Below are 21149 nucleotides of genomic sequence, written 5' to 3'. Positions count from 1 at the left end.
TCCGGAAGTTCGTCTGGAGTTACAGAACGGGAGCGAGCGCGTCGTCCTCCTCGGCGACGTTGAAGCGGTAGCCGACGTTGCGCACCGTGCCGATGAGCGACTCGAGGTCGCCGAGCTTCGCGCGCAGCCGCCGCACGTGCACGTCGACGGTGCGGGTGCCGCCGAAGTAGTCGTAGCCCCACACCTCGCTGAGCAGCTGCTCGCGCGTGAACACCCGGTTCGGATGGGTCGCGAGGAAGCGCAGCAGCTCGAACTCCTTGAAGGTGAGGTCGAGCGGCCGCCCGTGCACCTTCGCGGAGTAGCTGGCCTCGTCGATCACGACGCCGGATGCCTGGATCTTGGAGCCCGCCTCCTGCCGCTGGGCGAGTCGTCCGATCACGAGGCGGATGCGGGCATCCACCTCGGCGGGCCCCGCGTTCTCGAGGAGCACGTCATCGACGCCCCAGTCGGCGGAGACCGCCGTCAGACCGCCTTCGGTGAGCACGAGCACCAGCGGCACGGCGACGCCGGTGGTGGTGAGGATCTTGCACAGCGACTTGGCGCTCGCGAGATCGGCGCGCGCGTCGACGAGGATCAGGTCGGTGGCGGGGGCGTTGACGAGGGCCGCCGGCTGCGCGGGGATCGTGCGCACGCGGTGGCTCAGGAGCCCCAGCGCGGGCAGCACGTCGCCCGCGACCGCCTGGGTCAGGATGAGCAGCTGGGCCAACGGAGCCTCCTGAAGGGTGCGACGAGTCTATCGGCGGTAATCTGGCGGGCATGGCGTGGCAGATCGGCACCGTCGTCCCGGTCTGGGTCGTCGCACTCGCCGGGGCCGTGGTCGTCGCGGTCATCGCACCGGGGCGCAGCCTCGTCTGGCTGCCGATCGTCATGGCGCTGTGCGTGCTCGTGACCATCGCGATCCAGCTGGGTGTGCAGCGCAAAGAGGGGTTCGTGACCCGGCTGATCCTGAGCTTCTCCGGCGCTCTCGTGATCGTCGGCCTCGCCACGGCGGCGCTGAGCCTCGGCCGGTAGACTGCCCTCATGATCCTGGCCGTCGAGCTCTTCTACATCGGTCTGCTGGGTCTCGCCGCGCTGGCGATCGCCTTCGTCGCGGTCGTGGTGCTCTACAACCTCTTCCGCGGGCAGCGCTAGGCGGCTCGGCCGTGGCGCGCCTGTTCGACCTCGACGCGAGCCTGCCCGCCGAGATCGTGCCGCTGTCGTGGCTGCTCGGTGTGTGGGAGGGCAGCGGCGTGCTCTCGTACAAGATCGCCGACGAGACCCGTGAGCACGAGTTCGGCCAGCGGGTGGCGTTCACGCAGGACGGCACCCCGCACGTGCAGTACACCTCCTCCAGCTGGCTGCTCGGGGGCGAGGAGCCGCGGCCGCTCTTCTCCGAGATCGGCTACTGGCGCCTCGCCCGGCCGCTCGGGGATGCCGACCCCGGCCCCGGCATGCTGCCCGGCCTCGGCTCGCCGGTCTTCCAGACGGCGGAGGCGGTCGAGACCCTGCGCAACGGCGACGGCGGCTTCGACCTCGAGGTGTCGATCGTGCACCCCGGCGGCGTGAGCGAGCTGTACCTCGGGCAGGTGAAGGGGCCGCGCATCGACCTCGCGACCGACGCCGTCGTGCGCACGGCGAGCGCGAAGGAGTATGCGGCGGCGACCCGCCTGTACGGCCTCGTCGAAGAGCACCTGCTCTGGGCCTGGGACATCGCCGCGCTCGGCCAGGACCTGCGCACCCATGCGAGCGGACGGTTGGCGCGCCTTGAGTAATCCCTTCACCGACCAGCGCGCGCTCCTGGCGGCCGACGCGTTCGCCGACCTGTCGTCGCACGATGTGCTGAGCATCACCGGGCCCGATCGGCTCAACTGGCTCGACTCCCTCACGTCGCAGCGGCTCACCACGCTCACGCCGGGGGAGTCGGCCGAGACGCTGCTGCTGGATCCGAGCGGGCGCATCGAGTACGCCGCGCGCGTCGTCGACGACGGCGAGACGACCTGGCTGCTCATGGATGCCGGCACGGGCGCCGGGCTGGCCGAGTTCCTGCAGCGGATGCGCTTCATGCTCCGCGTCGAGGTCGCCGACCGGACGGCGGACTTCGCGACGGTCGGCGGGTTCGGTGTCGCGCCGCAGGGAGCCGTCGTCACGTGGCACGATCCCTGGTCCAGCGTGGTGGCCGGCGGCTGGCAGTACGCCGCCGACGAACCGGATGCGGTGACCGACTGGACCTGGTCGGAGTCGCTCGTGCCGCGCGACGCGCTCCCGGCGGCCCTCGCGCCGGAGGACGCCGCCGAGGCGCTGCGGATCGCCGCACGCCGCCCGCGCGCCGCGACCGAACCTGATGCCACGACCATCCCGCATGAGCTCGACTGGCTGCGCAGCGCCGTGCACCTGAGCAAGGGCTGCTACCGCGGGCAGGAGACGATCGCCAAGGTGCACAACCTCGGCCACCCGCCGCGCCGGCTGGTGCTGCTGCACCTCGACGGTTCAGAGGGCGGCCTGCCCGCCCACGACGACGCCGTGCTGCTCGGCGACGCGACCGTCGGCCGGATCACCGCGGCCGCCCGGCACTTCGAGCTCGGCCCGATCGCCCTGGCGATCGTGAAGCGCACGACCGACCCGAGCGCCGCGCTCACCGTGCGCGCCGCCGACGGCGACCTCGCCGCCGCGCAGGAGGTCATCGTGCCCGTGGATGCCGGCGCGACGGCCGGTGTCCCGCGACTCCCCCGCATCCGCTGATCCCTCCCGGTTCCGCCGTTCTCAGCCGGGGGCGACGGCGGCCCAGTCGACGGTGAGCTCGCCCAGGCGCCAGCGGGCGCGCGAGTCGTGCACCGCGAGCCCGGCGGCGCGCAGGGTCTCGACCGACGCGATCCAGCGCTGCACGGGGCCGTAGACGGCGAGCGGGGAGTGCGTCGCCCAGGCGCGGTCGAGGTCGCCGAGGAGGCGGTGGATGCGCTCTCCCGCGACGTTGCGGTGGATGAGCGCCTTGGGCAGGCGCTCCGCCACGATCGAGGGTGCCTCGAGCTCCGCCAGGCGCAGCGAGATCGTGAAGGTGCGCGGCCCGTCCGGACCGAGGCCGACCCAGCTGGCGATCCGCCCGAGCTCGTCGCACGTGCCCTCGACGAGCAGGCCCTCCGGCTGCAGGCGCGCGCACATCGTCGCCCAGGCGGCGGCGACCTCGTGCTCGTCGTACTGCCGCAGCACGTTGAGCGCGCGTACGATCGCGGGACGGCGTCCGTCGAGGGGGAGCTCGAACCCGCCGAGCCGGAACGTCACGCCGCCGCGCGCCGCGGCGCTCGCGATCCGCACCCGCTCGGGATCGATCTCGATCCCGACCACCTCGACATCGGGCCGCAGCTTCGCCAGCCGGTCGCGCAGCTCGAGGGTCGTCGTCGCCGAGCGCCCGTAGCCGAGATCGACCACGAGCGGCTGGACGGTGCGCCGCAGCACGGGCTGGGCCGCGATCCACCGGTCGATCCGGCGCAGCCGGTTCGCCCCCGTGGTGCCGCGCGTGATCCGCCCCTGCGGAATCGCGCCCCGTGCCATGCCGCCCACCGTACAAAGTTCAGGAGCGGCACGGCGATTCGCGCCGATTCGCGCGGGACGCGCTCGCCTCCTCCTGAACTTTCGACAGGTCTTTCGGCGGGTCCTTCGGCGGCTGTTTCGGCGGGTCGTTCGGCGGGTCGTTCGGCGGGTGGGGCGGCCGTAGGCTGAAACCGTGACCCACACCCTGATCCTGCTGCGCCACGGCAACTCCGAGTGGAACCAGAAGAACCTGTTCACGGGTTGGGTGGATGTGCGGCTGAGCGAGCAGGGCGTGCAGGAGGCCGCACGCGCCGGCGAGCTGCTGAAGGAGTCCGGGCTGGCCCCCGATGTGCTCCACACGAGCGTGCTCACCCGCGCCATCCAGACCGCGGACCTCGCCCTCGACGTCGCCGACCGGCTCTGGATCCCGGTGCGCCGCTCGTGGCGCCTCAACGAGAGGCACTACGGCGCGCTGCAGGGCAAGGACAAGGCGCAGACCCTGGCCGAGTACGGCGAGGAGCAGTTCATGACGTGGCGCCGCAGCTTCGACGTGCCGCCGCCGCCGCTGCCCGACGACAGCGAGTTCTCGCAGGCGCACGACGTGCGTTACGCCGACGTGCCCGACCGCGAGCTCCCGCGCACCGAGAGCCTCAAGCTCGTGATCGACCGGATGCTGCCCTACTGGCGCTCGGACATCGTCCCGGACCTCGCGGCCGGCAGGACCGTGCTCGTCACGGCCCATGGCAACTCGCTCCGCGCGCTCGTCAAGCACCTCGACGGCATCTCGGACGACGACATCGCCGAGCTGAACATCCCGACCGGCATCCCCCTGGTGTACGAGCTCGGCGACGACTTCACGCCGGTCGCGCCCTCGCGCTACCTCGACCCCGAGGCCGCCGCCGCGGGCGCTGCGGCCGTCGCCGCGCAGGGCAAGAAGTAGGGCGCCGGCAACCGAGGCCCGAGACGGGCGCTGGCGTCGCGGCGGAGGCCGGAAATGGCCTCTGCTCTAAGCTCCAGCGCGCTGCGGCGCCCAATCGCCGGTGGCGAGGTAGCGCACCTTCTTCGCGATCGAGACCGCGTGGTCGCCGAACCGCTCGTGATAGCGCGAGGCGAGGGTGGCATCCACGGTCTCGGCGGCGCCGCCCTTCCAGGTCTCGCCGAGCACCTTGTCGAAGACGCTGAGGTGCAGCGCGTCGATCTTGTCGTCCTCGTCGCGGATCTCCTCGGCGAGCCGGGTGTCCTCGGTGCGCAGCAGCTCGGTGAGCTTGTGCGCGACCTCGACGTCGAGCCGGCCCATCTCGGCGAAGGTCGCGCGCAGCGACGTCGGCACGACCTTGTCGGGGAAGCGGTAGCGCGCGAGCTGGGCGATGTGCTCGGCGATGTCGCCCATCCGCTCGAGCGACGCGCTGATCCGAAGTGCGCTCACGACGATGCGCAGATCGCGTGCGACCGGTGCCTGGCGCGCCAGGATCTGGATGGCATGCTCGTCGAGCTCCGCCGCCAGCGCGTCGATCTTGGTGTCGTCCTCGATCACGGTCTCGGCCAGCGCGACGTTCGAGTCGTTGAAGGCCCGGACGGCGTTCTCGATCGAGCCCTCCACGAGGGAGGAGATCTCGACGAGGCGGTCCTGCACCTCTCGCAGCTCCTGCTGGAACACCTCGCGCATGGCTGACGGTCCTCTCGATTCGCCGGGCGATGACGCGCCCGCAGGCAACGCTCGCCATCCCAGGTGAACGCCCGGTGACGCGGGTCTGAACTTCGGGCGAAGCGGAGCCCCGTCGACGCCCGCGACCGGTGCCACCGGGATGCCGCGCCCTAATCTAGTCGCGTGTACCCCTGGCTCGCGTGGGCGGCGCTGGTCTTCGGCCTCGTGGTCGGGGCCGGAGCGACGGTTCTGATCGTCGCGGCTCATCGCCGGGGTGCTCGCGCCGTCGCCGTCGCGAGTCCCGCCCTCCCGGAGGGGGTCGACGAGGTCATCGACGCCCTCGAGTCGGCGGGGGTCGTGCTCGACCCCTCGAACAACGTGCTCACGGCGTCGAACGGCGCGCTCGCCTTCGGGCTGGTGTGGAACCGGGCGCTCGTGCATCCCGAGCTCGTCGAGCTCGTCGACCGGGTGCGCCGGGAGGGCGAGCCGATCACGCAGGAGCTCACTCTGAGCCGCGGCCCGTTCGGCGAGGCCCAGATCCACCTGCTCGTACGGGTCGCGCGGCTCGGCAGCCGGTTCGTGCTGCTGCTGGCCGACGACCGCACCGAGTCGCATCGGCTCGAGGAGGTGCGGCGTGACTTCGTCGCCAACATCAGCCACGAGCTCAAGACCCCCATCGGCGCGGTGGGGCTGCTCGCCGAGGCGCTCGAGTCCGCGGCGGACGAGCCGGCGGAGGTGCGGCGGTTCGCCGGACGCCTCACGATCGAGGCGGACCGGCTCGGCCGGCTCACGCACGAGATCATCGAGCTCAGCCGGTTGCAGGCGACGGATGCCCTCGGTCACGCCGAGCTCGTGGACGTCGGCGGCGTGATCGCCCAGGCCGTCGATCGCAACCGGGTCGCGGCCGACGCGTGCGGCATCCGGCTGGTCGTCGGGGGCGAGAAGCGCGCACAGGTGTACGGCGACGAGCAGCTCCTGGTGACGGCCGTGCACAACCTCATCGCCAATGCCATCCAGTACTCGCCCGACGGGTCGAGGGTCGGCATCGGCGTCGCGGTGAACGAGGGCGTCGTCGAGATCGCCGTCACCGACCAGGGGGTCGGGATCCCCGAGAACGAGCGCGACCGGGTGTTCGAGCGCTTCTTCCGCGTCGACGCGGCGCGCAGCCGCAGCACGGGCGGCAGCGGGCTCGGCCTGAGCATCGTCAAGCACGCCGTCCAGAACCACGGGGGCGACGTGCGCGTCTGGTCGCAGCCGGGATCCGGCTCGACCTTCACCATCCGCCTGCCGGAGGCCTCGCACGCGACGGCCGCGATCCTCGGAGTGACCTGAGTGGCCCGCATCCTGATCGTCGAAGACGAGCTCTCGCTCAGTGAGCCGCTGTCCTTCCTGCTGCGACGGGAGGGGTACGAGACCGACACCGCGGCGGACGGCCCGGAGGCGCTCGCCGCCTTCGACCGCGCCGGAGCCGACCTGGTGCTGCTCGACCTCATGCTGCCGGGGTTGCCGGGCACGGAGGTGTGCCGCGAGCTGCGGACGCGCTCCTCCGTGCCGATCATCATGCTGACGGCGAAGGACAGCGAGGTGGACATCGTCGTGGGGCTCGAGCTCGGCGCGGACGACTACGTGACCAAGCCCTATTCGTCGCGCGAGCTGCTGGCGCGCATCCGCGCGGTGCTGCGCCGCCGCGTGGAGACCGAGGTGGATGCCGACGCGATCCTGGAGGCGGGCCCGGTGCGGATGGACATCGAGCGGCATTCGGTGTCGGTCGGCGGCGCGGAGGTGGCGATGCCGCTCAAGGAGTTCGAGCTGCTCGAGCTGCTCATGCGCAACGCCGGACGGGTGCTGACCCGGGGCCAGCTCATCGACCGGGTGTGGGGCGCCGACTACTTCGGTGACACGAAGACGCTCGACGTGCACATCAAGCGCATCCGCTCGAGGATCGAGCAGGATCCCTCGCAGCCGTCGATGCTCGTGACCGTGCGCGGCCTCGGCTACCGTTTCGAGGCGTAGCGCCGCCCTTTACGGCGTCGGCGAGGAGCTCGGCGCCGGGCTCTCGGTGGCGCCGGACAGCGGCGTCATCGTGGGCGTCGGAGTCGGCTTGGGCGGCGTGGTCGGGTCGAGCTTCTGGTACTCGCCCTGCCGGTTGGTCAGCACCGGGACGGTGATCTGCTTGCCGGGCTCCGAGCCGTACTGCACGTAGAGCGCCAGCAGGCCGCCCGCGTCGGTGGCGATGTCGGGCAGGAAGACCTGGCCCTTGGACCCGTACCCGAGATCGGTCGCCTTGCCGGGCGCCAGCGTCACCTTCTTGGTGTGCCGGCCGTCGACGTCGTACTGGATCGACAGGGTCACCCTCTCGTCGGACCCGTTGTACGCCTGCGCGACGAGGTTGCCGTTCTGCCCGTTCTTCGTGATCACGAGCGTGTTGAGCAGCTTGACGTCGCCGACGGTGACGTTCACGCCGTCCGTGACGTCGTTGATCTCCTTGGTGGCGATCGGGGTGACGAACGTGCAGCCCGCGATCCCGGCGACCACGAGCCCGGCGGTCACGATCGAGGCGAATGCCCGAGCCTTCAACTGGTCCTCCCGAGGGTCGTGCCCAGCATATCCGGACGGGCGACGGGGCCCGGACCGCCCCCGGAGGCTGAAGGTCCGCTGTGGTAAAATGGAAGGTCTGCGGAAGGAACAACTCCATGCTTTTCGAGGTCGGCGAGACGGTCGTCTATCCCCACCACGGTGCCGCCACCATCACGGAGGTGAAGAAGCGCACGATTCGAGGCGAGGAGAAGGTCTACCTCAAGCTCAACGTCACGCAGGGTGATCTCACCATCGAGGTCCCTGCGGAGAACGTCGACCTCGTCGGCGTGCGCGACGTGATCGGCAAGGAGGGCCTCGACCGCGTGTTCGAGGTGCTGCGCGCCCCGTTCACCGAGGAGCCCACCAACTGGAGCCGCCGCTACAAGGCGAACCTCGAGAAGCTCGCCTCCGGCGATGTGATCAAGGTCTCCGAGGTCGTGCGCGATCTGTGGCGCCGCGATCAGGACCGCGGCCTCTCGGCCGGCGAGAAGCGCATGCTCGCGAAGGCCCGCCAGATCCTGATCTCCGAGCTCGCCCTCGCCGAGAAGACCGACGAGGAGCAGGCGTCGACCGTCCTCGACGAGGTCCTGGCCTCCTAAACATCAGGCCGCGGAGGCCCGGGATGCGCGTCGCGGTCGTCGTCGTGGCGGCCGGTTCCGGCTCGCGGCTCGGCCGCGACCGGCCGAAGGCGTTCGTCGAGCTCGGAGGCACGACGATCCTGGAGCACGCCCTGCGCCGGGCGTGCGCGGCGGCGTCCGTCACGCAGATCGTCGTCGTCGCCCCGCCGGAACGGGTCGGCGAGGCCGGCGCGATCGCGCGACGCGTCGACCCCGGGATCGCCGTGGTGGCCGGGGGCGCGCATCGTCAGGCGTCCGTCGCCGCGGGTCTCGCGCTCGTCGACCCCGCCGCCGGCGTCGTGCTGGTCCACGACGCCGCCCGCCCGCTCACCCCGCCGGAGCAGTTCGACGCCGTCGCCGCGGCGGTGACCGCCGACGCGGGCGCCGTGCCCGGGCTCCCGGTGTCCGACACGATCAAGCGGGTCGAGGGGGAGGTCGTCCGGGAGACCGTCGACCGCAGCGCGCTCGTCGCGATGCAGACGCCGCAGGGATTCCCCCGCTCGGCGCTGCTGGCCGCCTACGCCGCCGCCGACCGCGACTACACCGACGACGCCGCCCTGTTCTCGGCGGCAGGGCACGAGGTGACCGTGGTACCGGGTGACCCCACGGCGTTCAAGATCACGACGGAGGCCGACCTGCACCGGGCGGCCGCGACGCTCGAGGGGGGCGGCATGCGCACCGGCATCGGCATCGACGTGCACGCGTACGACGACGCGGCGCCTCTCTGGCTCGGCGGGCTGTACTGGCCCGACCAGCCGGGGCTCGCCGGGCACAGCGACGGCGACGCCGTCATCCACGCCGTGTGCGACGCGCTGCTGTCGGCCGCGGGGCTCGGCGACATCGGCGGACGCTTCGGCTCCGACGACCCGCGCTTCGCCGGAGCGCGGAGCGAGCTGTTCCTGGGCGACACGCTCGAGGCGGTCGCCGGCGCCGGTTTCGGCGTCGTCAACGTCGCGGTGCAGGTCATCGGCGACCGGCCCCGGATCTCGGAGCGGCGCAGCGAGATCGAGGCGCTGCTCGGCGGCCGGATCGGTGCGCCCGTGAGCGTCGCGGGCACGACCTCCGATCACCTCGGCTTCACGGGTCGCGGGGAGGGCGTGGCCGTGATCGCCACGGCGCTGCTCACGAGGGCGTCCTGACGGAGCACGCCCTAGGCTCGACGGGTGACGATCCGGCTCTACGACACGCGCGAGCAGCAGTTGCGTGACTTCACGCCGCTCGTCGAGGGCGAGGTCGGGCTCTACGTCTGCGGGCCGACGGTGCAGTCCTCGCCGCACATCGGCCACCTGCGCAGCGCCCTGGTCTACGACCTGTGGCGGCGCTGGTTCGAGCACCGCGGATACCGCGTCAGGTTCATCCGCAACGTCACCGACATCGACGACAAGATCCTCGCCAACGAGAGCGCGACGGAACCCTGGTGGGCGGTCGCGTACCGGGTGGAGACGGAGTTCTCGGCCGCGTATCGCGCGCTCGGCATCCGGGAGCCCACCTACGAGCCGCGCGCGACCGGCAGCGTGCCGCAGATGCTGGAGCTGATCCAGCGCCTGATCGACGGCGGGCATGCCTACGTCGCCGACGACGACACGGGCGACGTCTACTTCGACACCACCACCTGGCCCGACTACGGCGCCCTGACCCGCCAGCGGCTCGGCGACATGGCCGAGTCGGCCGACGCCCCCACGCGCGGCAAGCGCGACCCGCACGACTTCGCGCTCTGGAAGGGCGCCAAGGCCGGCGAACCGGCGTCGGCGAGCTGGCCGGCACCCTGGGGAGCCGATGGCGCGGGCGGCGGACGGCCGGGATGGCACATCGAGTGCTCCGCGATGTCGCGCCGCTATCTCGGCGATGCCTTCGACATCCACGGCGGCGGACTCGACCTGCGCTTTCCGCATCACGAGAACGAGCTCGCCCAGTCGAGTGCGCTGGGCTTCGGCTTCGCGCAGTACTGGGTGCACAACGGGCTCGTGAACGTCGAGGGCCAGAAGATGTCGAAGTCGCTCGGCAACTCGGTCTTCGCGGGCGAGGTGCTCGGCGGTGCGCGGCCGATCGTGGTGCGCTACTACCTCGCGAGCGCGCACTACCGCTCGACGATCGACTACCAGAACGGGTCGCTCGCCGAGGCGGAGGCCGCGTTCGAGCGGATCGAGGGGTTCCTGGCACGCACGGCGAAGGCGCTGGAGGCCGAGCCGGCGACGGGTGTGCCCGGCGCCGTTCCTGAGGCGTTCGCGGCGGCGATGGACGACGACCTCGGCACGCCGCAGGCGTTCGCCGTGCTACACGAGACGGTGCGGGCCGGCAACGCGGCGCTCGACGCGGGCGACCTCGCGGCGGCGGCGACGGCGCGGGCGCAGGTGCTCGCGATGACCGGTGTGCTGGGCATCGACCCGACCGCACCCGAGTGGGCGACCGGCGGCGACGGGGCGGATGCCGCGGCACTCGGCGTGCTCGTCGAGCGACTCCTCGACGACCGGGCCCGTGCGCGGGCGGCGAAGGACTTCGGAGCGGCGGATCGCATCCGCGACGAGCTCGCGGACGCCGGCATCGTGCTGGAGGACGCCGCGAACGGGACCCAGTGGAGCGTGGGCTGATGACGAAACCGGGACGGCCGGGCGGCCGCAAGGGCGGCAAGAAGGGCGCGACCACGGGCACCGGCGGCCACGGCCGCAAGGCGCTCGAGGGCAAGGGCCCGACCCCCAAGGCGGAGGACCGCAGCTGGCACGTCGCCGGCAAGCGCAAGGCGGCCAACGACCGGCTCGAGGCCGCGCGCACGCGCTACGGGCGCGGCGGCACGGGCGCGGGATCCTCGGGCGGGCAGCGCCGGCCGGCACCGCGGTCCCGCCGGGGCGAGGAGAGCGAGGTCGTGACCGGCCGCAACTCGGTGCTCGAGGCGCTGCGGGCACGCATCCCGGCCACGGCGCTCTACATCGCGGCGCGCGTGGAGATGGACGACCGTCTCAAGGAGACGCTCGCCCTCGCGACGAAGCGCGGCATCCCGGTGCTGGAGGTCATGCGCCCGGAGCTCGACCGGCTGAGCGGTCCGGATGCCGTGCACCAGGGCGTCGCGCTCAAGGTGCCGGCCTACGAGTACGCGCACCCGCTGGAGCTGCTCGACCGGATCGAGGACGGCGGCGGCGTGCCGCTGCTCGTCGCCCTCGACGGGGTGACCGACCCGCGCAACCTGGGGGCGATCATCCGCTCGGTCGCGGCGTTCGGCGGCCAGGGCGTGATCGTGCCGTCGCGCCGGTCGGTCGGGATGACGGCGGCGGCCTGGAAGACCTCGGCCGGTGCGGCGACGCGCGTGCCCGTCGCGATGGCGCCGAACCTCACGCAGACGCTCAAGGAGCTCAAGGCGCGCGGCGTCTTCGTGCTCGGACTCGACGGGGGCGGCGACCTGTCGCTGCCCGGTCTGGAGCTCGCGCCGCAGCCGCTCGTGCTCGTCGTCGGCAGCGAGGGCGACGGACTCTCGCGGCTCGTGACCGAGACCTGCGACGCGGTCGTGTCGATCCCGATCGAGTCCTCGACGGAGTCGCTCAACGCCGGGATCGCCGTGAGCGTCGCGCTGTACGAGATCGCGAAGCTCCGCGCCGAGCGCTGAGGCTCAGTCGCTGAGGCCGAACCGGGCGTGCAGCCGCGTCAGCGGCGCGGGCGCCCACCACATGATCCGGCGCTGCCAGGTCATGAACGCCGGCACGAGCAGACAGCGTACGAGCGTCGCATCGATGAGCACGGCGACGGCCAGACCGATGCCGAGCTGTTTGATGACCATGAGGTCGCCGCTGGCGAACCCCAGGAACACGAGAACGATGATGAGCGCGGCCGATGTGATGATGCGTCCGGAGCGCTGCAGGCCGAGGGCGATGGCCTCGGGACCGGGCAGGCCGGCATCCACCCGTTCCTTGATGCGCGACAGGATGAACATCTCGTAGTCCATCGCGAGCCCGAAGCCGAACACGAAGGTCAGCAGCAGCACGAGCACGTCGACGCCGTAGACGTGCGACGGGTCGAAGCCGAGGATCGGCGCGAAGTTGCCCAGCTCGAACCCCCACACCAGCACGCCGACCGAGGCGCCGAGTGAGAGCGCGCTCGCGATGAGCGCCTTGAGCGGCACGACGAGCGATCCGGTCATGAGGAACAGCAGTGCGATGGTGCCGATCGCGATGATGAGGGCGGCCCACGGCGCTCCGCGCAGAAGGGAGGCCGACAGGTCGGTCGTCGACGCGTCGATGCCCGACACCCAGTGCCGGAAGGGGGGCGGGTCGGCCCGGATCTCCTGCACGACCGCGATCCCGTCGCGGCCGTCGACGCGCACGCGGGCGCCCCAGCCGTCGCCGGAGCGCACCGGGGCGGCGACGGAGTGCACGTGGTCGAGCGACTCCACGCTCCGCGACCAGGTCTCGGCGTCGGCGCGCGTCGAGGTGACCAGCTCGACCCGCACGAGGGCGGCATCCGGGAAGCGGTCGTCGAGCGTGGTCTGGAACGCGTACTGCGTCGACACCCGCGGGATCGCGTCGACGCTCGTGTTGGCCAGATGCAGCGTGAACAGCGGACTGCCGACCGCGACCAGCACGACGACGCACGCGAGCGTGACGAGCGCCGGATGCCGTTGCACCCGCCGCGTGAGCCGCGAGAAGAACCCGTCGTCGGGCGCGATGTCGCCGAAGCGCGCGACGAGAGCCCGGACCCCCGGCACCCGCGCGAGCGCACCGGGGCGGATCAGGCGCTCGCCGCTCAGCGACAGCAGCGCCGGCATGAGCGTGAGCGCCGACGCGATCGCGATGACCGTGACCGCCATGGCCGCGACGCCGATCGCCTTGATCATGTCGGGCTCGAAGACGAGCAGGCCGAGCGAGGCGATCGCGAACGTCGTGCCCGAGAACGCGACGGTACGGCCGGCGCGGTCGGTCGTCAGCGCGATCGCGTCGATCCGCGCGCCGCGGCCGCGAGCCGAGGTGCGATACAGCTCGCGGAAGCGGCTCACCATGAGCAGCCCGTAGTCGATCGAGAGGCCGAGCCCGACCGCGGTCACGACGTTGATGACGGTGTTGGCGACATCCATCACGTACGTGAACCCGAGCAGCGCGCCCAGGGCGCCGAGGATCGAGGCGCCCGCGCCGACCAGCGGCAGCCCGGCAGCGAGGAACCCGCCGAAGACGAACAGCATCACGAGCAGCGCGACCGGCAGCGCCACCGTCTCGCCGCGGCGCAGATCGTTCTCGGAGGTGCCCTGCAGCGAGTCGGTGAGGAGGCTGCCGCCGCCCACTTCCACGGTCGAGTGCGGGAATGCGTCGCGGATGCGGTCACGTGCCTGTTCGAGCACGTGCCGCACGCGCAGCTTTGCCGCGGTCGACGGGTGCTCGGAGATCGAGGCGGTCAGCAGCACGCCGCGGCCGTCCTTCGAGAACAGCGGCGCGAGCTGCGGCGCCCGCGACCCGTCGGGCAGCGCCGGGATCGCGAGCGGGTCGGTGTACGCGACATGCGGCAGCGGCCCCAGCCGGTCACCGAGGTCGGCGGCGAGTTCCGCCAGCCGGGTCGAGTGGGGGTCGACGCCGTGCACCAGGAGCGTGAAGCCGGTCGTGCCGGAGCCCGAGCTCAGCAGATCCTGACCCTGCTGCGCCTCGCCCTGCACCCTCGGGATGCCGTCGCTGAGCCGCTGGAACAGCGTCTGTCCCCCCGCGCCCCCGAGGGCGAACGCTCCGGCGGCGCCGAGCACGATCCCCCACACCACGAGCACGACGACCGGATGCCGTGCCGACGCCCGCCCGAGCGCCGCCAGCGGGCGCCGATGCCCGCGAGTGACCACTTTGTGCGCCTCGTGGGCGGGCGAGTGGTCGAAATCGGTCATTCGCGGGTCAGACGCGGTCGCGCCAGTTCTCGCCCTCGAGGTCGATGACCTCGGTGGGGAGGGTGAGCGCGCTCGTCGGGGGGCCGTAGACGGTCGCCTCGTCGCGGCGGTGGCGCAGCACCGTGTCGATGTAGGAGGTCAGCGCCTCGGCGAGCGGCACGTTGCGGTCCTCCTCCTGCGAGCGGTACCAGCGGTGCTCCAGCAGCTGGTGGAACAGCTCAGCCGGCTCGAGCTTGCCGCGCAGATCCTTCGGGATCGCGCGGGTGATCGGCTCGAAGACGCGCACGAGCCACTCGTGCGCCACGACCTCCTCGTCGCGGCCCACCCGGTCGCCGCTCGTGCGGTAGGCGTCGAGGTCGTTGAGCAGCCGCCGCGCCTGGTTCTCGCCCGCGTCGAGGCCGGTGAGCCGCAGCAGCCGGCGGGAATGGTGGCCCGCGTCGACGACCTTCGGCTGGATGCGCACCCGGCTGCCGTCGGCATCCCGCCGCACCGAGATCTCGTCGACGTCGAACCCGAGATCGTTGAGCCGCTCGACCCGGCGGGCGATCCGCCAGCGCTCCGACTCCGGGAACGATTCGGATGCCGTGAGCTCGGTCCACAGCGACCGGTACGCCGTGACGATCCCGTCGGCCACGCGGATCGGGTCGATCGCGTCATCGAGCCGGCCGCCGGACTCGAGGTCGAACAGCTCGCCCGCGATGTTGACGCGTGCGATCTCGAGGTCGTGCTCGCGCTGGCCCTCGCTGAGGCCCGCCTCGTGCAGCACTCCGGTCTCGGCATCCACGAGGTAGGCGGCGAACGATCCCGCGTCACGACGGAACAGCGTGTTGGACAGCGACACGTCGCCCCAGAAGAAGCCCGCGATGTGCAGCTTCGCCAGCAGCACCGCGAGCGCGTCGACGAACCGCACCGCCGTCTCGGGTCGCAGGGTCTGGGAGAACAGGGCCCGGTACGGCAGCGAGAAACGCAGGTGCCGTGTGACGAGGGCGGGCTCCAGCACCTCGCCGTCGGCCGTCGCGCGGTTCGTGATGACGGCGACCGGCTCGACGCAGGGCAGCTCGAGCCGCTCGAGCGTGCGCAGCAGGTCGTACTCATGGCGGGCGAGATCCTCCGTCGTCTCCTTGACCGCGATGACCGTGCCGCCGAGGTTGACGAACCGCACGAGGTGGCGCGAGATGCCCTTCGGGAGTGCCGCGATCACGTCGTCCGGCCAGAGCTCGAGCGGCAGATCCCACGGCAGATCGAGCAGCGGTGTCGGGTCGGCGACGGTCGACGTGATGTTCAGCGCGGAGACCACGCCCCGAGCCTAGGAGCAGCGCGCCGTGTTCCGTGCGCCCGGTTCTCAGCGCACCGCGCCGAGCATCTCGCTCAGATTCCCGGGCCGCGGAGACAGCTCGCCGCGCTCGATGCGATGCGCGAGGTCGGTGACCACGCGATTCACCGGCGTCGGCACGCCGGTCTGGGCACCCTTGGCCGCGACCAGGCCGTTGAGGTCGTCGACCTCGCTGTGCCGGCCGCTGCCTCGACGCCAGTCCTGCAGCACCGTCGTGGTCGCGCCGGGCACCACGAACCCGGCGAACAGCTTGTCGGTCATGATGTCGACGATGCGCGAGCGATCGGCGATCTGGGCCCGGGTCAGGCCGAAGATCGGCAGCACCCTGTATCCCAGCGCGCCGCCGACCGCGAGGGCCTCGTTCCCCGCGGCGATCATGACGTCGCGGTAGCCCGGCGTCTGCAGCGCGTCGAGCATCGGCAGGCCCAGGATCGCCGAGGTGACCAGGAGCGTCGCGTTGCTCACCAGCTTCATCCATTTGGCGCTCTCGATGTCGTCGAAATGATCGACGGTGCCCGAATGCCGCAGCAGCGCCGCGACCTCCTCCTCGCGCTCCGCGGAGGGGCCGCCCGGCAGGGTGCCCGTCGCGAACCAGGAGCGGGACACGGGCGTGTGCCGATGGACGAGCGCCGGCTCCTCCATGGTCGCCGAGCACTCGATGACGGTCGCCACCGTGCGGTGCGCGCCCACGATCTCCTCGACCACCCGCGCGGTCATGCCGTTCTGCACCCCGGCCATGAGGCCGTCGGCCGCGAGATGCGGCTCGAGGAGCTGCGCGGCCCAGCGGGCGTCGTACGCCTTCATCAGCATCAGCACGACGTCGAACGGGCGCCTCGATTCCGCGACCTCGCAGAGGTGGATCACCTCCGGCTCGACGCGGATCGTCTCCTCGGGCGTCTGCACCGTGAGGCCGTCGGAGCGCATGCGCTCGACGTGCGCCGGCCACTGCTCGATCAGGGTGACGTCGCGGCCGGCGCGGATGAGGTCGGCACCGATGGAGGCACCGTTGGCGCCCGCACCCAGCACGGCGATCCGGGGTTCGGTCATCGCGACTCCTTACAGCTGGGACGCACACGGACGGCGCCTGCGTTGGTATTTTGCGCCTCGCGCAGCAGAATGTGTACATCATGGCTGAACATCCGGTCCGGCCGCGCGATCACCTCGACGAAGAGAGCAGCACGATGATCCTCCACATCGCCCAGTTCACCTGGAAGCCGGAGGTGACGGCCGCCGACGTCGATGCCCTCACGACCGCGCTCGAGCAGATGGCGGCGCAGATTCCGCAGATCCTGTCGTACCGTGCGGCTGCGAACCTCCGCGTGCGTCCGAGCACCACGGACTACGCCTGCGCGGCCATCGTGGCCGATGCCGACGACCTCGCCGCGTACCTCGACCACCCGCTGCACAAGGCGGTCTACGACCAGCACCTGGGCCGGATGGTCGCGGAGCGCGCCGCGGCGCAGCTGCCGATCGAGTCCGGGAGCTTCGCGTGACGGCGACGCCGGCCGCGGTGCTTCACGAACCGGGCGACCTGCGCATCGAGGAGGTCGACATCCCGCGGCCGGGGCCGGGCGAGGTGCTCATCCGGGTCGGCGTGTGCGGGGTGTGCGGCTCCGACGCGACCGAGTACGGCCGGAGCCTCGTCCTGGCCGAGCCGCCGGTCGTGCTGGGCCACGAGTTCGCCGGCACGGTGGAATCGGTGGGCGAGGGGGTGACGTCGCTCGCACCCGGGGCGGTCGTGGTGTGCGGCGCCGGCATCTCGTGCGGTGAGTGCAAACCGTGCCGCCGGGGGCGCACGAATCTGTGCCGCAGCTACAAGACGATCGGATTTGCGTCGCACGGCGGCCTCGCGCGGTACGTCATCGCCCCCGCCGGCATCACGCTCGACGTGAGCGACAGCGGTCTGCCCATGGATACCCTCGGGCTCGCCCAGCCGATGGCGATCGCGGTCCACGCGGTCCGCCGATCCGGGCTCGCGGCCGGCGACGACGCCGTGATCGTCGGCGTCGGCGGGATCGGGGCGTTCATCACGGTCGCCGCCGTCGCCACGGGGGCGCGGGTGCTGGTCGTCGACCTCAACCCGGAGCGCCTCGAACTCGCGACCGCTCTGGGTGCGACGGCGACGCTGCGCTCCGGGGACGCCACCCTCACCGACCGGATCGACGAGCTCGGTTTCGACGTCGACGTGTTCTTCGAGGTGAGCGGCTCGCGACCCGGGCTGCAGTCGGTGCTCGAGGCCGCCCCGCGCGGCAGCACGATCGTGCCGGTCGGCATTCAGCGGGGCGAGCCGGAGCTGCCGCTCGGGCACTGGACCCTCGACGAGATGAAGGTCGTGGGCACGGTCGCGCACGTCTTCGCGACCGACTTCCCGGAGGCGGTCCGACTGCTCGGCACCCGCGACGACTGGAGCGACATCGCGCCGACCGCCTACCCGTTGAGCGGCCTCCTGCCGGACGCCCTGCAGCCGCTGCTCGATGGGTCGCCCGCGCAGATCAAGGCGCTCATCGATCCCTGGATCGAGGCCCCGCGCCCGGCCGACCATTCCCGATAGAGGGCCCCATCGACAGGCGCCACCGGCTTCAGTGCCGCGGGGGAGCCGCCGTCTCGGCGTCGGCGGCGTCGAAGCCGAGGGAGCCGGAGCGCCGCCCGAGCACGAACCAGATCCCGCGGGCGTCCGTCGCACCGCGGTTGCTGAAGAGGTGCGGGCGCATCGACTCGAACTGCATCGAGTCGCCCGGGCCGAGCACATGGGTGTCGAAGTCGAGCTCGAGGGTCAGCTCTCCCTCGAGGATGTACGCGTACTCGTACCCGGAGTGCCGGGACAGGCGCCCGTCGCCGCTGCTCGTGGCCCCGGGCTCGTAGGTGACGAGCAGTGCGTCGGCCGGCCCGCCTGCGCCGACCGCGAGCCGTTCCCAGCGCACGCCGTTCTCGAGCAGGATCACCGGGTTGTCGGCCGCCCGCTGCACGTCGGGAAGCGCATCGCCGCTGTGGCCGAACATCGGCCCGGGCTGGCTGCTCGCGGGCGTGATGCCGAGCAGCTCGTCGAGGGAGACGCCGAGGTAGCTCGCGATCGCATACAGCGTCGCGACCGATGGCTGGGTCTTGCCGGTCTCGACCTGCGACAGCAGCGACGCCGAGACGCCGAGCGCCTGCGCGACGCTGCGCAGGCTCAGACCGCGTCCGGTGCGGGCGTCCCGCAAGTGTGCACCGATGCTCTCCGTGGGCATGCCGCTCCCGCCTGAATCGACTGTCGCCGACTGTACACGGCGGTGAACAGCCTCCGGCCATCGTTCAGCCCTGCTGTACGCTGTGAACAAGATCTGCCGCCGCATCCGCCGAGGGAGCACTCGATGAAGAGCACCGGGACGACCGGGACCAACGCCGTCGACTGGGAGGAGCGGGTCGACATGGACCGGCTCCGGGATGCACGGCTCGCCCGCCTGCATGCCGAGCTCGAGAGGTCGTCGCTGGGCGCGGTGCTCGCCTTCGACTTCTCGAACATCCGGTACGCGTCGGCCACGCACATCGGCACCTGGGCGATGGACAAGCTGATCCGGTTCTGCCTCGTCACGCGCAAGACCGACCCGATCGTGTGGGACTTCGGCTCCGCCGCGAAGCATCACGCTCTCTACAACCCGTGGCTCGACGTGACGACGCAGGAGGCCGACGCCGACCCGTCCTCGCCGCACGAGGGGGCCAAGCGCACCCGCCTCGAGTCGGGCGCGCGCGCCGGGATCTCGACACTGCGCGGCGCCTTCCCGCCCGATGCCGATCTGGCCGGCGACCTCGCGCGCAAGATCAAGCGCGAGCTCGAGAAGTTCGGTCTGGCGAACGAGCCGCTCGGCGTCGACGTCGTCGAGCTGCCGGTGCTGCTCGCACTGCAGCGGGAGGGCATCGAGGTCGTCGACGGGCAGCAGGTCTTCATGGAGGCGCGCCGGATCAAGACGCCCGATGAGATCCGCCTGCTCACGCAGGCAGCGTCGATGGTCGACGGCGCCTACGAGGAGCTCTACCGGTTCCTGCGACCGGGGGTGCGCGAGAACGAGGCGGTCGGGCTGGTCGCGAAGACCCTCTACGACTACGGGTCGGAGTACGTCGAGGGCGTCAACGCCATCTCGGGTGAGCGCTGCTCGCCGCATCCGCACGTCTTCAGCGACCGGATCATCCGACCGGGCGACCCCGCGTTCTTCGACATCCTGCACAGCTGGAACGGCTACCGCACCTGCTACTACCGCACGTTCGCGGTCGGCTCCGCGAGCACCGCCCAGCGTGACGCCTACAAGAAGTGCCGCGAGATCATGGATCGCGCGATCGCCCTCGTGAAGCCGGGCGCGACGACCGCGGACATCGTCGCGGTCTGGCCCAAGGCCGAGGAGTTCGGCTTCGCCGACGAGATGGCCGCGTTCGCGCTCCAGTACGGCCACGGCGTCGGCCTCTCCATCTGGGAGAAGCCGATCTTCAGCCGGCTCACGTCGTTCGACCACCCCGAGACGATCCAGGAGGGGATGGTGTTCGCCCTCGAGACCTACTGGCCGGCGGCAGACGGCTGGGGCGCGGCGCGGATCGAGGAGGAACTCGTGGTCACCGCCGACGGCTGCGAGGTGATCACGAAGTTCCCGGCGGAGGAGCTCATCGTGGCGGGTCGGCAGTACTACACGATCGACGGCCCGCTGAACCTGAATCGCGATTCCCAGTCCAGCCGCAACACGGTCTGGGGCCGGGGCGAGGCGTGACGACCCTCGGGTTCCTCGGCCTCGGGGCGATGGGCTCCGGGATGGCGGCGCGCCTGGTCGACGCCGGTCACGAGGTGCTCGTCTGGAATCGCTCGAAGGAACCGCTGGCCGGACTGGTCGCGAAGGGTGCGCGGGAGGCGGGGAGCCCCGCGGAGGCGCTCGCCGCCGAGGTGTCGTTCTCGATGCTCGCCAACGATCAGGCGACCGGGCAGGTGCTCGCCGACCCGGAGATCGCCGCCGCCGCCGGGTCGACCCACGTCTGCATGGCGTCCGTCTCGCCGGAGCTCGTGACGGACCTCGCCGAGCGCTTCGCGGCGGTCGGAGCGGGCTTCGGATCCGCCCCGGTGCTCGGCCGCCCGCCCGACGCGGCCGCGGGGCAGCTGAACATCATGTTCGCCGGTCCGCCCTCCGTGCTCGAGACGGCGACGCCGTACCTGGAGCTCCTGGGCAAGCGGATCTGGAACCTCGGGACGAACCCGGCCCAGGCGAACATCGTCAAGATCTCGGTGAACTACAACATCATCCACGCGATGCAGGCCCTCGGTGAGTCGATCGCCATGGTCGAGCGCCAGGGCGTCGATCCGGCGGCCTTCGTCGAGCTGCTGACCAGTTCCCTGTTCGGCGGCGTCGCGTACAGCGGGTACGGCGCCGAGATCGCGAACCGGTCGTACCAGCCGGCCGGGTTCGAGATGGCCCTCGGCTTCAAGGACCTGCTGCTCGCCGAGGGCGTGCAGGAGCTGGGCGGCGTGAACGCCGCGACGATGCCCGCCCTGCGCGCCGTCTTCGAACGGGCGCTCGCCGACGACGACCTCCGCGACGCGGACTGGGGCGCCATCGCCGAGGTCACCCGCCGCGATCTGCTCGGGCCCGCCTAGGCGCGACGCCATGCTGCGCGGCG

Annotated in this window: 22 protein-coding genes; 14 read left to right on the top strand and 8 right to left on the bottom strand. The window is 71.7% G+C overall.

The window, feature by feature from the left end; genetic code table 11:
- Window positions 1-19: 19 nt before the first annotated feature.
- Window positions 20-706, bottom strand: coding sequence for a response regulator transcription factor (locus ABD285_RS00355; protein WP_284254521.1), 687 nt, complete (start codon window positions 704-706; stop codon window positions 20-22).
- Between the two features lie 50 nt (window positions 707-756).
- Here ABD285_RS00355 and ABD285_RS00350 point away from each other — a divergent pair, with 50 nt between their 5' ends.
- From ABD285_RS00350 to ygfZ, 3 genes are all read left to right on the top strand, one after another.
- Window positions 757-1011, top strand: a complete 255-nt coding sequence (locus tag ABD285_RS00350) for a hypothetical protein (RefSeq protein ID WP_284254522.1) — start codon at window positions 757-759, stop codon at window positions 1009-1011.
- 140 nt (window positions 1012-1151) lie between these two features.
- The gene (locus tag ABD285_RS00345; RefSeq protein ID WP_284255701.1) at window positions 1152-1751 is read left to right on the top strand and encodes a nitrobindin family protein; all 600 of its coding nucleotides are present in this window, start codon (window positions 1152-1154) and stop codon (window positions 1749-1751) included.
- Window positions 1720-2718 carry a CAF17-like 4Fe-4S cluster assembly/insertion protein YgfZ gene (ygfZ, locus tag ABD285_RS00340; protein ID WP_344199254.1) on the top strand — a complete coding sequence of 333 codons (999 nt, stop codon included), beginning with the start codon at window positions 1720-1722 and terminating at the stop codon, window positions 2716-2718. The genes ABD285_RS00345 and ygfZ overlap by 32 nt, the downstream gene beginning before the upstream one ends.
- A 21-nt stretch (window positions 2719-2739) precedes the next feature.
- Here the strand turns inward: ygfZ and ABD285_RS00335 are convergent, their stop codons facing one another.
- On the bottom strand, window positions 2740-3525 hold the full coding sequence (locus ABD285_RS00335; RefSeq protein WP_344199251.1) for a class I SAM-dependent methyltransferase: 786 nt from the start codon (window positions 3523-3525) through the stop codon (window positions 2740-2742).
- Between the two features lie 172 nt (window positions 3526-3697).
- On the opposite strand from ABD285_RS00335, the gene ABD285_RS00330 reads away from it, so the two are divergent.
- Window positions 3698-4444: a phosphoglyceromutase gene (locus ABD285_RS00330; protein WP_284254524.1), complete on the top strand. Its 747-nt coding sequence runs from the start codon at window positions 3698-3700 to the stop codon at window positions 4442-4444.
- A 66-nt stretch (window positions 4445-4510) separates the two neighbouring features.
- Here the strand turns inward: ABD285_RS00330 and phoU are convergent, their stop codons facing one another.
- On the bottom strand, window positions 4511-5170 hold the full coding sequence (phoU, locus tag ABD285_RS00325) for a phosphate signaling complex protein PhoU (protein ID WP_284254525.1): 660 nt from the start codon (window positions 5168-5170) through the stop codon (window positions 4511-4513).
- A 162-nt stretch (window positions 5171-5332) separates the two neighbouring features.
- On the opposite strand from phoU, the gene ABD285_RS00320 reads away from it, so the two are divergent.
- Window positions 5333-6481 (top strand): sensor histidine kinase, encoded by a 1149-nt coding sequence (locus ABD285_RS00320; RefSeq protein WP_284254526.1) that lies wholly within the window; start codon window positions 5333-5335, stop codon window positions 6479-6481.
- A complete protein-coding gene (locus ABD285_RS00315) occupies window positions 6482-7162 on the top strand; it encodes a response regulator transcription factor (RefSeq protein WP_284254527.1) in 681 nt (226 codons plus the stop codon).
- A 9-nt stretch (window positions 7163-7171) separates the two neighbouring features.
- Here the strand turns inward: ABD285_RS00315 and ABD285_RS00310 are convergent, their stop codons facing one another.
- Window positions 7172-7699 carry a hypothetical protein gene (locus ABD285_RS00310; protein ID WP_344199244.1) on the bottom strand — a complete coding sequence of 176 codons (528 nt, stop codon included), beginning with the start codon at window positions 7697-7699 and terminating at the stop codon, window positions 7172-7174.
- Between the two features lie 143 nt (window positions 7700-7842).
- On the opposite strand from ABD285_RS00310, the gene ABD285_RS00305 reads away from it, so the two are divergent.
- The 4 genes from ABD285_RS00305 to rlmB are packed head-to-tail and all read left to right on the top strand — an operon-like array spanning window position 7843 to window position 11938.
- Window positions 7843-8325, top strand: a complete 483-nt coding sequence (locus tag ABD285_RS00305; RefSeq protein WP_284254529.1) for a CarD family transcriptional regulator — start codon at window positions 7843-7845, stop codon at window positions 8323-8325.
- Between the two features lie 23 nt (window positions 8326-8348).
- Window positions 8349-9482, top strand: coding sequence for a 2-C-methyl-D-erythritol 4-phosphate cytidylyltransferase (gene ispD / locus ABD285_RS00300; protein ID WP_344199240.1), 1134 nt, complete (start codon window positions 8349-8351; stop codon window positions 9480-9482).
- A gap of 24 nt (window positions 9483-9506) precedes the next feature.
- Window positions 9507-10931 carry a cysteine--tRNA ligase gene (cysS, locus tag ABD285_RS00295; RefSeq protein ID WP_284254531.1) on the top strand — a complete coding sequence of 475 codons (1425 nt, stop codon included), beginning with the start codon at window positions 9507-9509 and terminating at the stop codon, window positions 10929-10931.
- Window positions 10931-11938, top strand: a complete 1008-nt coding sequence (gene rlmB, locus ABD285_RS00290; protein ID WP_284254532.1) for a 23S rRNA (guanosine(2251)-2'-O)-methyltransferase RlmB — start codon at window positions 10931-10933, stop codon at window positions 11936-11938. The genes cysS and rlmB overlap by 1 nt, the downstream gene beginning before the upstream one ends.
- 3 nt (window positions 11939-11941) lie before the next feature.
- On the opposite strand, the gene ABD285_RS00285 is transcribed toward rlmB, so the two are convergent.
- The 3 genes from ABD285_RS00285 to ABD285_RS00275 are packed head-to-tail and all read right to left on the bottom strand — an operon-like array spanning window position 11942 to window position 16565.
- The gene (locus tag ABD285_RS00285) at window positions 11942-14185 is read right to left on the bottom strand and encodes an MMPL family transporter (RefSeq protein WP_344199235.1); all 2244 of its coding nucleotides are present in this window, start codon (window positions 14183-14185) and stop codon (window positions 11942-11944) included.
- A gap of 7 nt (window positions 14186-14192) precedes the next feature.
- Complete coding sequence (locus tag ABD285_RS00280) at window positions 14193-15482, bottom strand: DUF4032 domain-containing protein (RefSeq protein ID WP_344199232.1); 1290 nt, start codon at window positions 15480-15482, stop codon at window positions 14193-14195.
- Window positions 15483-15527: 45 nt separating this feature from the next.
- Window positions 15528-16565: a ketopantoate reductase family protein gene (locus ABD285_RS00275; protein ID WP_344199229.1), complete on the bottom strand. Its 1038-nt coding sequence runs from the start codon at window positions 16563-16565 to the stop codon at window positions 15528-15530.
- A gap of 80 nt (window positions 16566-16645) precedes the next feature.
- On the opposite strand from ABD285_RS00275, the gene ABD285_RS00270 reads away from it, so the two are divergent.
- Both ABD285_RS00270 and ABD285_RS00265 read left to right on the top strand, forming a co-directional pair.
- A complete protein-coding gene (locus ABD285_RS00270; protein ID WP_284254537.1) occupies window positions 16646-17011 on the top strand; it encodes a Dabb family protein in 366 nt (121 codons plus the stop codon).
- Window positions 17008-18069, top strand: coding sequence for a zinc-dependent alcohol dehydrogenase (locus ABD285_RS00265; protein ID WP_344199224.1), 1062 nt, complete (start codon window positions 17008-17010; stop codon window positions 18067-18069). The genes ABD285_RS00270 and ABD285_RS00265 overlap by 4 nt, the downstream gene beginning before the upstream one ends.
- A 28-nt stretch (window positions 18070-18097) precedes the next feature.
- Here the strand turns inward: ABD285_RS00265 and ABD285_RS00260 are convergent, their stop codons facing one another.
- Window positions 18098-18745 carry a helix-turn-helix domain-containing protein gene (locus ABD285_RS00260; RefSeq protein ID WP_344199221.1) on the bottom strand — a complete coding sequence of 216 codons (648 nt, stop codon included), beginning with the start codon at window positions 18743-18745 and terminating at the stop codon, window positions 18098-18100.
- Between the two features lie 123 nt (window positions 18746-18868).
- On the opposite strand from ABD285_RS00260, the gene ABD285_RS00255 reads away from it, so the two are divergent.
- Window positions 18869-20251 (top strand): M24 family metallopeptidase, encoded by a 1383-nt coding sequence (locus ABD285_RS00255; protein ID WP_344199218.1) that lies wholly within the window; start codon window positions 18869-18871, stop codon window positions 20249-20251.
- Window positions 20248-21126 carry an NAD(P)-dependent oxidoreductase gene (locus ABD285_RS00250; RefSeq protein ID WP_284254539.1) on the top strand — a complete coding sequence of 293 codons (879 nt, stop codon included), beginning with the start codon at window positions 20248-20250 and terminating at the stop codon, window positions 21124-21126. Before ABD285_RS00255 ends, ABD285_RS00250 begins: the two co-directional genes overlap by 4 nt.
- The last annotated feature ends 23 nt before the right edge of the window (window positions 21127-21149 follow it).

It is taken from the genome of Pseudolysinimonas kribbensis, assembly GCF_039531715.1.
Lineage (GTDB): Bacteria > Actinomycetota > Actinomycetes > Actinomycetales > Microbacteriaceae > Pseudolysinimonas > Pseudolysinimonas kribbensis.
Note: the sequence above shows the minus strand (reverse complement) of the source record. Positions and strands in the feature narration are given on the sequence as shown.

Bases quoted from the DNA above. Each gene is read 5' to 3' on its own strand.
- ygfZ (WP_344199254.1), top strand. From the start codon at position 1,720: ATGCGAGCGGACGGTTGGCGCGCCTTGAGTAATCCCTTCACCGACCAG.
- ispD (WP_344199240.1), top strand. From the start codon at position 8,349: ATGCGCGTCGCGGTCGTCGTCGTGGCGGCCGGTTCCGGCTCGCGGCTC.
- ABD285_RS00270 (WP_284254537.1), top strand. From the start codon at position 16,646: ATGGCTGAACATCCGGTCCGGCCGCGCGATCACCTCGACGAAGAGAGC.
- ABD285_RS00255 (WP_344199218.1), top strand. From the start codon at position 18,869: ATGAAGAGCACCGGGACGACCGGGACCAACGCCGTCGACTGGGAGGAG.
- ABD285_RS00350 (WP_284254522.1), top strand. From the start codon at position 757: ATGGCGTGGCAGATCGGCACCGTCGTCCCGGTCTGGGTCGTCGCACTC.
- rlmB (WP_284254532.1), top strand. From the start codon at position 10,931: ATGACGAAACCGGGACGGCCGGGCGGCCGCAAGGGCGGCAAGAAGGGC.
- ABD285_RS00305 (WP_284254529.1), top strand. From the start codon at position 7,843: ATGCTTTTCGAGGTCGGCGAGACGGTCGTCTATCCCCACCACGGTGCC.
- ABD285_RS00335 (WP_344199251.1), bottom strand. From the start codon at position 3,525: ATGGCACGGGGCGCGATTCCGCAGGGGCGGATCACGCGCGGCACCACG.
- phoU (WP_284254525.1), bottom strand. From the start codon at position 5,170: ATGCGCGAGGTGTTCCAGCAGGAGCTGCGAGAGGTGCAGGACCGCCTC.
- ABD285_RS00260 (WP_344199221.1), bottom strand. From the start codon at position 18,745: ATGCCCACGGAGAGCATCGGTGCACACTTGCGGGACGCCCGCACCGGA.
- ABD285_RS00275 (WP_344199229.1), bottom strand. From the start codon at position 16,565: ATGACCGAACCCCGGATCGCCGTGCTGGGTGCGGGCGCCAACGGTGCC.
- ABD285_RS00285 (WP_344199235.1), bottom strand. From the start codon at position 14,185: ATGACCGATTTCGACCACTCGCCCGCCCACGAGGCGCACAAAGTGGTC.